Source organism: Streptomyces ipomoeae 91-03 (genome assembly GCF_000317595.1).
Taxonomy (GTDB): Bacteria; Actinomycetota; Actinomycetes; order Streptomycetales; family Streptomycetaceae; genus Streptomyces; species Streptomyces ipomoeae.
Window position 1 is genome coordinate 22,601 of the sequence record NZ_AEJC01000616.1, and the last position, 12,497, is coordinate 35,097.

Annotated in this window: 11 protein-coding genes; 2 read left to right on the plus strand and 9 right to left on the minus strand. The window is 71.3% G+C overall.

The features are described 5' to 3' along the window. The first annotated feature begins 14 nt into the window (after positions 1-14). Entirely contained in the window at positions 15-1,073 is a 1,059-nt protein-coding gene (locus STRIP9103_RS39635; protein WP_181800251.1) for an RDD family protein, read from the plus strand. 33 nt (positions 1,074-1,106) lie between these two features. Here the strand turns inward: STRIP9103_RS39635 and STRIP9103_RS39640 are convergent, their stop codons facing one another. The 9 genes from STRIP9103_RS39640 to STRIP9103_RS39675 form a co-directional block, all read right to left on the minus strand. Continuing rightward, positions 1,107-1,721, minus strand: coding sequence for a hypothetical protein (locus STRIP9103_RS39640; protein ID WP_009337454.1), 615 nt, complete (start codon positions 1,719-1,721; stop codon positions 1,107-1,109). A 239-nt stretch (positions 1,722-1,960) separates the two neighbouring features. After that, positions 1,961-3,418: an adenosylhomocysteinase gene (gene ahcY / locus STRIP9103_RS39645; RefSeq protein ID WP_009337470.1), complete on the minus strand. Its 1,458-nt coding sequence runs from the start codon at positions 3,416-3,418 to the stop codon at positions 1,961-1,963. Positions 3,419-3,815: 397 nt separating this feature from the next. Next, on the minus strand, positions 3,816-4,793 hold the full coding sequence (locus tag STRIP9103_RS39650; RefSeq protein WP_009337449.1) for a cation diffusion facilitator family transporter: 978 nt from the start codon (positions 4,791-4,793) through the stop codon (positions 3,816-3,818). 185 nt (positions 4,794-4,978) lie between these two features. Then, entirely contained in the window at positions 4,979-6,130 is a 1,152-nt protein-coding gene (manA, locus tag STRIP9103_RS39655) for a mannose-6-phosphate isomerase, class I (RefSeq protein WP_009337479.1), read from the minus strand. Positions 6,131-6,212: 82 nt separating this feature from the next. Beyond that, a complete protein-coding gene (locus STRIP9103_RS39660; protein WP_009337483.1) occupies positions 6,213-7,340 on the minus strand; it encodes an SIS domain-containing protein in 1,128 nt (375 codons plus the stop codon). Positions 7,341-7,458: 118 nt separating this feature from the next. Beyond that, positions 7,459-7,629, minus strand: coding sequence for a Trm112 family protein (locus STRIP9103_RS47770; protein ID WP_009337463.1), 171 nt, complete (start codon positions 7,627-7,629; stop codon positions 7,459-7,461). A 460-nt stretch (positions 7,630-8,089) separates the two neighbouring features. Beyond that, entirely contained in the window at positions 8,090-9,454 is a 1,365-nt protein-coding gene (locus STRIP9103_RS39665; RefSeq protein ID WP_009337460.1) for a phosphomannomutase/phosphoglucomutase, read from the minus strand. Between the two features lie 175 nt (positions 9,455-9,629). Next, positions 9,630-11,246 carry an L-lactate permease gene (locus STRIP9103_RS39670; RefSeq protein WP_048821837.1) on the minus strand — a complete coding sequence of 539 codons (1,617 nt, stop codon included), beginning with the start codon at positions 11,244-11,246 and terminating at the stop codon, positions 9,630-9,632. 186 nt (positions 11,247-11,432) lie between these two features. Continuing rightward, complete coding sequence (locus STRIP9103_RS39675) at positions 11,433-11,855, minus strand: DUF3499 domain-containing protein (RefSeq protein ID WP_009337450.1); 423 nt, start codon at positions 11,853-11,855, stop codon at positions 11,433-11,435. A 346-nt stretch (positions 11,856-12,201) separates the two neighbouring features. Here STRIP9103_RS39675 and STRIP9103_RS39680 point away from each other — a divergent pair. Beyond that, positions 12,202-12,497, plus strand: a 296-nt coding sequence (locus tag STRIP9103_RS39680) for a hypothetical protein (RefSeq protein ID WP_078614205.1), incomplete at its 3' end; no start/stop codon positions are given.

Sequence of the window (12,497 nt, forward strand, 5' to 3'; positions counted from 1 at the left end):
GAAGGACTACGGGTGTGAGTGAGCTAGTGACGGGCGAGGCGGTGGCGCTGGAGCTGCGTCCCGCGAAGCTGCCGAGCCGGGCGCTGGCCGTGTTGCTCGACCTGATCGTGGCCATGGTCGTCTACATCCTGGTGACCGTGGTCCTGGCCATCACGACGGCCAGTCTCGACGAGGCCGCGCAGATGGCCATAGCCATCGCGAGCTTCCTGCTTCTGCTGGTGGGCGGGCCGATCGCGGTGGAGACGCTGAGTCATGGGCGTTCGCTGGGAAAGCTGGCGTTCGGGCTGCGGGTGGTGCGGGACGACGGTGGGCCGATCCGGTTCCGGCACGCGCTGGTGCGCGGTGCGGTGGGAGTCGTCGAGATTCTGATGACGTTCGGGGTCGTCGCCTGCATAGCCTCGCTCGTGTCGGCGCGCGGGCGGCGGCTGGGTGATGTGTTCGCGGGCACGTTGGTCGTGCGGGAGCGGGTGCCGAGCGGGCAGACGCCGTTCGTGCCTCCGCCGCCGTACTGGCTCGTGGGGCGGTTCTCCGGGCTCGATCTCTCGGCGGTTCCGGACGGGCTGTGGCTGGCCATTCGCCAGTACCTGACGCGGATGCGTCAGCTGGATCCGCATGTGGGTGCGGCGATGGCGGAACGTCTCGCCTCCGATCTGGCGGCGCATACGGGGACTCCGGCGCCGTACGGGGTGCCGGCGGGCGCCTATCTGGCGGCCGTGGTGCATGAGCGGCAGGCGCGGGAGGCTCGACGGGCGTTCGGGGGTGCGGCCGGTGCCGGTGGGGTGTCAGGAGCTCCGGTTGCGCCGGGCGCCGCCGGACATATCGTGCCGGGTGCGCCGGTCGGTGGTCCGGGGTGGAGTGGGCCGGTTCCGCAGCCTCCGGTGGCCTCGGGGTACGCGCCGCCCGGAGGGTTTGCCGGCCAGGCCCCGGGTGCGGGTACGCCAGGGTACGCAGCGCCTGCGGGAGCCGTCGGGGCGGCACCCGGTGTGGGGACGGGCAGGGCGCCGGGGGCGTCCGAGTCGTCGCAGGAGCCTTCGGTCGAGCGGCCGGGGAGCGGGTTCGCGCCGCCTGCGTGAGGCCCTCGGGGCCGGGGCCCGATGAATGTCGCGTCAGGTGAAGGTCGACGGCGGTGATTCGAGGTGTTCCAGCTCGATGCCGGGTGCCGCGAGGACGACGTCGCCTGAGATGTGAACGGTGTGCTGCTCGCCCGTGTCCAGGGCTGTGACCTGGTATTCGTCCACGGTCAGGGGGCCGTTGTCAGTGGCGTGTGCTTCTCTTGCGATCAGGGCCCAGGACTGGTCCACGGTGCGCGGGGCGAGGACCGGGTCGGTGAAGGCCACGAGGCGTACGCGGGTGGCGGGCGCGGAGGGGGTGAGGCGCAGGAGACGGGCTGTGGCGATGAGGAACGCCGGTGAGGTGCCGGTGAAGGCGTGGGCGCGGACATTGCCTTCGGTGGCATGCGTACCGGTGGGGTTGGTGCGGACCCAGGTGACGCCGTCGAGGGCGGCGCCCCGGACCTGCCAGCTCGCGGCGTGGAGTTCGAGGCGGATGGGGCGGCCGAGTTCGTCGAGGGCGAGGTCGACGGAGCCGGCGTGGTCGCCGGAGGGGGTGGTCAGTTGGGAGACATAGCGCCAGCCGGAGGGGCCGGGCGCGCAGTGGAAGTGTTCTTCGGCGAGGAGGGTGTGGTCGTGCGGGTCGTGAAGCGAATACCGGCCGCGGGGCATGGGCGTCCTGGGTCTTGACGGGCTGGTCCGGCCGACGGGCGGGTCATGGGGCCGAACGGTCAGGCCCCCGGCACGGGGGTGCGGGGGCCTGACCGGGAGCTGCCGCGGGAGCGCGTCAGCGCACCGACGCGCTCAGCGTGTGCAGCGCCACTGGTTCGTGTACGGCCGTGCCGCGGGCGCGCGTACGCAGGTCGGCGCCGACCTGCGTACGGGTGCCACGGTCACGGTGTCATGCGTGATCAGTAGCGGTAGTGGTCCGGCTTGTACGGGCCCTCGACCTGCACGCCGATGTACGCGGCCTGCTCGGGGCGGAGCGTCGTGAGCTTCACGCCGAGTGCGTCGAGGTGGAGGCGGGCGACCTTCTCGTCGAGGTGCTTGGGCAGCGTGTAGACGCCGGTCGGGTATGCGTCGGGCTTGGTGAACAGCTCGATCTGGGCCAGGGTCTGGTCCGCGAAGGAGTTGGACATCACGAACGACGGGTGGCCGGTGGCGTTGCCCAGGTTCAGCAGGCGGCCCTCGGAGAGGACGATGATCACCTTGCCGTCGGGGAAGGTCCAGGTGTGGACCTGCGGCTTGACCTCGTCCTTGACGATGCCGGGGACCTTGGCGAGGCCGGCCATGTCGATCTCGTTGTCGAAGTGGCCGATGTTGCCGACGATGGCCTGGTGCTTCATCTTGGCCATGTCCGAGGCCATGATGATGTCCTTGTTGCCGGTCGTGGTGATGAAGATGTCGGCCTTGTCGATGACCTCGTCGAGGGTCGTGACCTGGTAGCCGTCCATGGCGGCCTGGAGCGCGCAGATCGGGTCGATCTCGGTGACGATGACGCGGGCGCCCTGTCCGCGCAGGGACTCCGCGCAGCCCTTGCCGACGTCGCCGTAGCCGCAGACGACGGCGGTCTTGCCGCCGATCAGGACGTCGGTGGCGCGGTTGATGCCGTCGATCAGGGAGTGGCGGCAGCCGTACTTGTTGTCGAACTTCGACTTGGTGACGGCGTCGTTGACGTTGATCGCCGGGAAGAGGAGGACGCCGTCGCGCTGCATCTCGTACAGGCGGTGGACGCCGGTGGTGGTCTCCTCGGTGACACCGCGGATCTCCGACGCGAGCTGGGTCCACTTCTGGGAGCCGTCGGTGATGGTGCGGTTCAGGAGTTCGAGGATGACGCGGTGCTCGTCGTTCTCGGCGGTGTCGACGGAGGGGACCTTGCCGGCCTTCTCGTACTCGACGCCCTTGTGGACGAGGAGGGTGGCGTCACCGCCGTCGTCGAGGATCATGTTGGGGCCGCCGGTGGGGCTGTCCGGCCAGGTCAGGGCCTGCTCGGTGCACCACCAGTACTCCTCCAGGGTCTCGCCCTTCCAGGCGAAGACCGGGACGCCCTGCGGGTTGTCCACCGTGCCGTTCGGGCCGACCGCGATGGCGGCGGCGGCGTGGTCCTGGGTGGAGAAGATGTTGCAGGAGGCCCAGCGGACCTGGGCGCCGAGGGCGACCAGGGTCTCGATGAGGACGGCGGTCTGCACGGTCATGTGCAGGGAGCCGGTGACGCGGGCGCCGGCGAGGGGCTGGGCCTTGGCGTACTCCTTGCGGATCGCCATCAGGCCGGGCATCTCGTGCTCGGCAAGGGTGATTTCCTTGCGGCCGAACTCGGCGAGCGAGAGGTCGGCGACCTTGAAGTCCTGTCGCTTGTCGACAGTCGTCATTACGAGCTGCTCCTCGGTGTCGGGTCGAGGGTGAGTAGGGCTGGTCTGCGCGGCGGCGGACACAGGGGTGCCCAAAGAGGACACAGGCATGCCCGCGTGCGCGCAGCGCAGTCCGTCGGAGGCCCTCTCTCCCTCGGTCGATCCTCGATGGGACCGCCCGACCGCCATCAGCAGCGACGTCTGGCTCCGTCCCAAGCTACACCGGTCGGCCCTCGTGGCCCCAGTCCGCCTCCGTACAGATCAAGCCGAAACGGCGGTCGGGCTGTGTGCGGGAGGGGAAGGGAAAGGGCCCGTCGCGGTGGTTCACGGCGGGCCCCGGTCCCTTGCGGGTGTGGCCGAGAAGCGGCGTAGGTGTGGCCGGTGGTTCGGTGCTCGGGCCGGCCGTGGCCGGCGTGGGTCAGTGCTCGGCGGTCGGGGTGGGGCCGCCGGGGGTGGCCTCGGCGTCGGGGCCCTTGGCGGCTTCGGCCTCGCTGTAGATGTCGGGTTCGAGGTAGATGACGCGGGCGATGGGGACGGCCTCGCGGATGCGGGCCTCGGCGGCGTTGATGGCGTTGGCGACCTCGGTGGCCGTGTCGTCGTGCTGGACGGCGATCTTGGCGGCGACGAGGAGTTCCTCGGGGCCGAGATGGAGGGTGCGCATGTGGATGAGGCGGGTGACGGTGTCGCCGTCGACGACGGCCTTCGCGATCTTCTCGACCTCTTCGGCGCCGGCGGACTCGCCGAGGAGCAGGGACTTGGTCTCGGCGGCGAGGACGATCGCGATCAGGATGAGCAGGACGCCGATGCAGAGGGTGCCGATGCCGTCCCAGATGCCGTCGCCGGTGAGCAGGGCGAGGCCGACGCCGCCGAGGGCGAGGACGAGGCCGACGAGTGCGCCGAGGTCCTCCAGGAGGACGACCGGGAGCTCGGGGGCCTTGGCGTGGCGGACGAACTCGGTCCAGGACTTCTTGCCGCGCAGGGCGTCGGATTCCTTGATGGCGGTGCGGAAGGAGAACGACTCGGCGATGATCGCGAAGACGAGGACGCCGACGGGCCAGTACCAGTGGTCCAGCTCGTGTGGGTCCTTGATCTTCTCGTAGCCCTCGTAGATGGCGAACATGCCGCCGACCGAGAAGAGGACGATCGAGACGAGGAAGGCGTAGATGTAGCGCTCGCGGCCGTAGCCGAAGGGGTGCTGCGGGGTCGCCTCGCGCTGGGCCTTCTTGCCGCCGAGGAGCAGCAGGGCCTGGTTGCCGGAGTCGGCGAGCGAGTGCACGCCCTCGGCGAGCATCGATGACGATCCGCTGAACGCGAACGCCACGAACTTCGATGCGGCGATCGCGAGGTTGGCGGCGAGTGCCGCCACGATCGCCTTGGTGCCGCCTGACGCGCTCATGTGTCCGGGGTTTCCCTTCGCCTACGCAAGTGTGCTGAGCGTCTGCCTGCACTTGGGCATACGCGTTCGTCCGTCGCCGGGCCGGGCTTTGCCCGCCTTTTGCAGGGGGCATTGTTGCAGCCCGGTCCGGCGCCGGTGCGCCAGGCTGTGGAGGAGGTCCGTCAGGCCAGGGTTCGGGGCTGTGATCAGGCCACCACGGTCGCGCGGAAAAGGGTGCCGGTTCCGGAGACTTCGGCCTTCTCGCCCGCCGGGACGAAGACGGACTGGCCGGGGGCGAGCGTGTGCTCGCCGGCCCGTACGGTTCCGGCTGTGCAGAGCAGGATCTGCGGGGTCTCGCGCGTGAGGTCGCGCGTGGTGGCCCCTTCGGGGAGGACGTGGCGGGAGAGGCGGAACTCGTCGATGGGGGTCTCGTAGACCTCCTCGCCGTCGGGGGACGCCTCGGGGCGCAGGACGCCGGGGTCGGTGGCCTCGAAGCGGACGATGCGCAGGAGTTCGGGGACGTCGACGTGCTTGGGGGTGAGGCCGCAGCGCAGGACGTTGTCGGAGTTGGCCATGATCTCGACGCCGAGGCCGTTCAGGTACGCGTGCGGGATGCCGGCGCCGAGGAACAGGGCCTCGCCGGGCTGCAGGCGTACGTGGTTGAGGAGCATGGCGGCGATGACGCCGGGGTCGCCCGGGTAGTGGCGGGCGATGTCGGCGTAGGGGGCGTAGGCAGCGCCGAGACGGGCGCAGGCGGCTGCGGCCTCGGTGACCGTCTGGCCCATCGCCTCGGGGTCGGCGCTCAGGACGGCGGTCAGCACCTCGCGCAGGGCGGCCTCTTCGGGGTGTGCGTGCAGGAGGTCGACGTACGGCTTGAGGGAGTCGACGTCGAGGGCGGCGAGCAGGTCGGCGGCCTGGTTCGGGTCCCGGAAGCCGCAGAGGCCGTCGAACTCGGTGAGGGCGCAGATCAGTTCGGGCTTGTGGTTGGCGTCCTTGTAGTTGCGGTGGGCCGCGTCGATCGGGATGCCGCGGCGCTCCTCGTCCTCGTAGCCCTCCCTGGCCTGTTCGAGGTTGGGGTGGACCTGGAGGGAGAGGGGGGCGCCGGCGGCGAGGATCTTCAGGAGGAACGGGAGGCGGGGTCCGAACTTGGCGACGGTCCGAGCTCCCAACTCACGTTCCGGTGCCTCGTCGATCACCTCGGTGAGGGGCCCGCGCTCGGTGCGCGAGGGGGCGCCGGGGTGGGCTCCCATCCACATCTCCGCCTGCGGCTCGCCGGTGGGTGCCACGCCGAGGAGGTTCGGGATGGCGGTGGTCGAGCCCCAGGCGTAGGGGCGGATGGTGTTGTCGAGGCGGTCCATGGTGTGCGTTTCTCCGTACGTGGGGAGCCGGGCGTGCCCCGGTCGGGGTCGAGCTCCGGTCGGGGGCGGGCTCCGGTAAAGATCAGGCTCCGGAAGCGAGCGACAGGTAAACGGCGGCGAAATCCGTGATGGCGATCATCTCCGCGAGGGTCTCCAGGTCGCTGCCCTCCTCGGGTTCCAGCTCGCTGATCGCGGTGTCGTGGCTGAGGGCGAGTTCGCGGGCGGCCGGGACGGCGCTCAGGCCGCCGGTCGGGCGGTCGCGGAGGACCACCACGCGCGCGTGCAGGGCGGGTGGCTCCTCCACGCGGTCGCGGAAGAAGTCGTCGGGGTCGGCGCTCGCGGCCAGCGGGCCGGACAGCAGCACCATGTGCGAGGCGAGCGCCTCCGGCAGCTGGGCGACGACGGCGGGGCGGCCCGCCAGCTCGGCCAGCGCGGCGGAGAAACGGCGGCCCACCGGGCCCGCGGCCTGGCCCTCGGTCCAGATCACCGGGAGCGAGTCGGCGAGATCGGCGGCGAGCGTCTTGGCGGGGTTGCTGTAGGTGGCGATGGCCGGGCCGCAGCGCTCGGCCACGTGGTCGAGGCGGTCGGCGATCTTCTGCAGGGCGTCCGGCGGGGCGGTGACCAGGCCGGTGCGGTCGAGGAGCGCGAGCATCGGGGTGAGCAGGGCCCACAGGACGCCCGGGGCGGCGGCGCCGAGTGGCACCTCCTGCTCGTACGGGGCGGTCGCCATCGGTACGAAGAGGCCGTGGGCGCCTGCCACCGCCTCCGCGACGGGGGTGCGGGGCGGGGCGACGGCGACGACCGTGGAGCCCCGGCGGTAGGCCTGGTCGATCAGGATCGCCAGGCCGGGTTCGGTGCCGTCCGCGGTGGCGACCAGGAGGAGGTCGACCGGGCCCGCCCAGCCGGGGAGTTCCCAGCGGAGGGCGCCCGCGGCGGGGGCCACGCCGGTGGGGTGGATACGGGTGATGGGGCAGGCGGCGCCCGCGAGGGCGCCCAGCAGGTCGGCGACGCCCGCGGAGGCCATGCCCGGGCCCGCGATCAGCAGGGCTCGCGGGCGACCGTCCGGTTTGAGGTCGGAGATGCCGGCCTCGGTGCCGAGGCGGATGGCCGTGCGGACCCGGGCGCCGGCCTCTGCGGCGCCACGGAGCAGGTCGCGTTGGTCCGCCTCCGACAGGGCATCGGGGGTGTCTAGCAGCGATTCGTCGAGCATGGGCGGCAGCCTCCGATCGCCGGGTGCCCTTTTTTGTGCCGTTTCACCGGATTTCTAGGTTTCTACCCGTACGGTGTTGCGTGTGCGCCGGTTGTGCGCCGGGCGCTGCGAGCCGTGGTTACGCGGGGCGGCGGGCCTCGTCGACGAGGAGTACGGGAATACCGTCCCGGATGGGGTAGGCGAGGCCGCAGTCCTGGCTCGTGCACGTCAGCTCCGCGTCCTCCTCGGTGAGGGGGGCGTGGCACGCCGGGCAGGCGAGGATCTCCAGGAGGCCGGCTTCGAGCGGCATGTCGGGTCCCTTCGGGAGCGGGGTTGTGCGGTGCGGCCTGGTCAGAGTACCGCCGTGAGGGGTTGGCGGCGGGGTTGGGCTGGGCCTTTGGGGGTGCCTGGCGGTGGGGGTCGGCCTTGGGGTCTGCTGAGCGGGGGCCTTGGTGGCCGGGCGGCCGGGGTTGGTGCCGAGCGGGGCCTTGGTAGGTGGGTGCCCGGTGGGTGGGGTCGAGCGAGGGGCCGTGCGGGTGGGCCGACCGGAGTTTTTCGCCCCCCCCCCGCCGCCCTTGCCCTGCCCGTCTCCCAGGGGCTGCGCCCCTTCGACCCCGTCGGCCCCAGGGGCTGCGCCCTTGGGGCCCGCCCACCAGCTCGGTGAGACCCGGGTCGTCGGGCGAGTGCGGCTTGGGTGTGGTTGCTCGCACAGTTCCCCGCGCCCCTGAAGGGGCGCGAGGCCCCGTGTGCCCGTGCACCCCCGTCCGGCCTCAGCCCCTGATGATCGCCAGTACCTCGTCCCTCACCTTTGCCATCGTCGTCTCGTCGCGGGCCTCGGCGTTCAGGCGGAGGAGGGGTTCCGTGTTGGAGGGGCGGACGTTGAACCACCAGTCGGAGGACGAGACGGTGAGGCCGTCGAGGTCGTCCAGGGTGACGCCCTCGCGGTCCTCGTAGGCCACCTTGATGGCCGCCAGGCGGTCGGCCTGGTCGGCGACGGTGGAGTTGATCTCGCCGGAGCCGGCGTAGCGGTCGTACTGGGCGACGAGGGCGGACAGGGGGCCTTCCTGGCCACCCAGGGCCGCGAGGACGTGCAACGCGGCCAGCATGCCCGTGTCGGCGTTCCAGAAGTCGGCGAAGTAGTAGTGGGCGGAGTGCTCGCCGCCGAAGATGGCGCCGGTCCTCGCCATCTCGGCCTTGATGAAGGAGTGGCCCACGCGCGTGCGCACGGGCGTGCCGCCGTTCTCCCGCACCACCTCCGGGACGGACCAGGAGGTGATCAGGTTGTGGATGATCGTGCCCTTGCCGCCGTGCTTGGCGAGCTCGCGCGAGGCGACCAGGGCGGTGATCGCGGAGGGCGAGACCGGGTTGCCCTGCTCGTCGACGACGAAGCAGCGGTCGGCGTCGCCGTCGAACGCGATGCCGAGGTCGGCGCCCTCCTCGCGGACGCGCTTCTGGAGGTCGACGATGTTCGCCGGGTCGAGGGGGTTGGCCTCGTGGTTCGGGAACGTGCCGTCCAGTTCGAAGTACATGGGGACCAGGGCCAGCGGCAGGCCGGCGAAGACCGTGGGGACCGTGTGGCCGCCCATGCCGTTGCCCGCGTCGACGACGACCTTCAGGGGGCGGATGGAGGTCAGGTCGACGAGGCCGCGGAGGTGCGCCGCGTAATCCTCCAACGTGTCACGCCGGGTGATCGTTCCCGGTGTCGCGGCCGGCTCCGGGGCGCCCGACTCGCTCCAGCCCTCGACCAGTTCGCGGATCTCCGCCAGACCCGTGTCCTGGCCCACCGGTGCGGCGCCCGCGCGGCACATCTTGATGCCGTTGTACTGGGCGGGGTTGTGGGAGGCCGTGAACATGGCGCCGGGCAGGTTCAGCGCGCCCGACGCGTAGTACAGCTGGTCCGTCGAGCAGAGGCCGATCTCGGTGACGTCCACCCCGCGGGCCGCCGCCCCGCGCGCGAAGGCACGCGACAGGCCGGGCGAGGAGGGCCGCATGTCGTGTCCGATCACGATGGCGTCCGCGCCGGTCACCTGTGCGAAGGCCGCCCCGAAGAGCTCGGCCAGGGGCTCGTCCCACTGGTCCGGGACCACCCCACGTACGTCGTACGCCTTCACGATCGTCGACAAATCAGCAGCCACGGCCAAACCCTCCTGAAGTCCTCACCGGTCACCCCAAACTACCCGCCCGTGCCGACAGTCGGCTGTGCGACCTCTGAGGACAGCCGACGTCCCTCCCCGAGGACATCTGGGGTGCTTCTCCGACGACGTCCGAGGGCCCGCCGCCGACGCCTCTCGGAAGCGTCCGCTCCAGGTCTCACGGAAGCATCCACTCCAGTACGGGCGTGCTCTGTCCCACCACGATCAGACACATCACCAGCAGCAGTCCGAGGCTCCACGGGAGCACCTTGCGGAGCAGGTCGCCCTCGCGCCCGGCGAGGCCGACCGCCGCGCAGGCGATGGTCAGGTTCTGCGGGGAGATCATCTTGCCGAGGACGCCGCCGGAGCTGTTGGCGGCGGCCAGCAGTCCGGGCGACAGACCCGACTCACGGGCCGCGCTCACCTGGAGGGCGCCGAACAGGGCGTTGGCGGAGGTGTCGGAGCCGGAGACCGCGACGCCGAACCAGCCCAGCACCGGGGACAGGAAGGCGAGCCCGGCTCCGGCAGCCGCGACGAAGTGGCCGATGGTGGCGGCCTGTCCGGAGAGGTTCATGACGTAGGCGAGGGCCAGGACGGAGGTCACGGTGAGGATCGCGAACCGCAGTTCGTGCACCGTCGCCGCCCACTCCCTGACGGCCACGCGCGCGTGGACCCCCAATACGGCCGCCGTGCACAGTCCGGCGAGCAGTACGAGGGTGCCGCCGGTGGACACGACCGGCCAGGTGAAGACGTTGCCGCCGACGGGGTCGCCGTCCGGGCCGGCGACGTTCAGGAAGGGCCAGTCGTACGTTTGCGTCGCCTCGGCCAGCCAGTCCTTCACCACCGGGATCTGGGCGACGGAGAAGATCACGACGATCAGCGCGTACGGGGCGTAGGCGCGCAGGACCTCGCGTGGCGGGTCCTGCTCGTCGAGGTCCTCGCTGCGTACGCCGGTCAGGACGGCGGCGCGTACGGGTTCGGCGGCGGGTCGGCGGGCGTGCGGCACGGCGACGAGGGCGCCGGCTCCCAGTAGGGCGGCGCCGATGTCGGCGAGTTGGGCGGAGACGTAGTTGGACGCGACGAACTGGCCGACGGCGAAGGCGAATCCGCAGGCCAGCGCGGGCACCCAGGTCTCGCGCAGCCCGCGTCGCCCGTCGACCAGTCCGACGAGGACGAGCGGCACGACGAGCGCGAGCAGCGGTGTCTGTCGGCCGACCACGGACGCGACGGTGTCCAGGGGCAGTTCGGTGACCTGGGCGAGCGTCACGACGGGTGTGCCCATGGCGCCGAAGGCGACGGGAGCGGTGTTGGCGACGAGGGCGACCACGGCCGCGCGTACGGGTTCGAAGCCGAGCGCGACGAGCATCACCGAGCAGATGGCGACCGGCGCGCCGAAGCCGGCGAGGGCCTCCAGGAGCGCGCCGAAGCAGAAGGCGACGACGAGTGCCTGGATGCGCGGATCGTCGGAGAGCCGTCCGAAGGAGCGGCGCAGGATGTCGAAGTGGCGGGTGTGGACGGTCATCCGGTACACCCACAGGGCGTTGACGACGATCCACATGATCGGGAAGAGGCCGAACACGGCCCCCTGGGCGGCGCTGGAGAGCGTTTGGCCGAGCGGCATGCGGTAGGCGAGCCAGGCGACCAGAACGGCCGCCAGAAGGCCGATCAACCCCGCGAGATGCGCCTTCAGGCGCACACCGCCGAGCAGGACCAGGACGATCACCAGGGGCAGGGTCGCGACGAGGGCGGACAGGCCGAGCGAACCGGCCACGGGTTCCAGTTCCTGGACGTACACGAGCGCCTCCCCGGATTCCACGGGATTCCGCGATGCGGAAAGCGGTTTCTCACGGGCACCGGAATGGTCGTGTCCGCAACAACCGTGCGTCAACAGGCGTGCATCACCGAATGGAGCGACGGGAGGCGAAAAGCAGCCAACCGCGCGAGAGAAGGGGCGCTTACGGCGACGGGCCCGCGCGGGGCGTCAGTTGTCCGGGGAACGCAGTACGCGGAGGTGGCCTCGGCGGGCCACCTCCATCGGGTCCGCCGTGCGGGCGCTGCCGCCGGCCTCCGCGGCGCGCTGCTGCGGGCGGGCCGCCTCGCGCACGGCGTTGGCAAGCGCTTCCAGATCGTCGCCGCTGGGGCGGGCGGGGGCCGAGCCGTCCAGCAGGCGTACGACTTCCCATCCGCGCGGGGCGGTGAGGCGTTCGGAGTGCTCGGCGCACAGGTCGTAGCAGTGGGGTTCGGCGTAGGTGGCGAGCGGGCCGAGGACCGCGGTCGAGTCGGCGTAGACGTACGTCAGCGTCGCGACGGCGGGACGGCCGCAAGCGGTGCGCGAACAGCGACGTACAGGGCTCACGAGGTGGGACGGTACCGCACTCTTGAGCGGGCCGCGACGACTCTCCACCAGGTCACTCCACCGTGTCGTGGTGTGAAACGCCCCACACGCCCCCCTGAACCCACCGCGTTGACCTGCGAGTAACCCGTCGTCCGGGATACCGAACGGTCTGGAAGTCGGTCAATTTTCGGTACAAATAATGGCAATTGACGTGAGTTCGTCGGTCTCGGAGAGATACGGAATCGAGCCCAACCTTGGCTGGAATGGTCATCCCGCGACATGCCGTATGGCCCTTCGTGGTGGTCCGCCACGGCGAGCCGGTTGGACATGGCAGGTCAGCGGTGCCAGGGCGGTGGGTCGGTCGGGAGCGTGGAGCCAGGCGCCCGGACCTCGTGAGGACTACGCTTCGCAGGTGATGGACAACCTCGTACCGCCCCGCGCCGCCTCCGCACCCGGACCCCGCCGTCGTGATCGGCACGGCAGGGGGATGCGCGGGCCCATCGCGCCGCCGCAGGTGCCGCTCGCGGCGAGTCGTGCCGAGGTCTTCGCGGATCTTGTGCAGGACTCCGTGGAGCGGCTGGAGCGGCGGTGGCCGCAGTTGGCGGACATCGACTTTCTTGTGCTTGAGGTGCCGCGGCTCGATGGGCCCGTGGATGGGGCCTGGAATGACGAGGCCGTGCCGTTGGGGGGCGCGGTTCCGGCGCGGGAGGG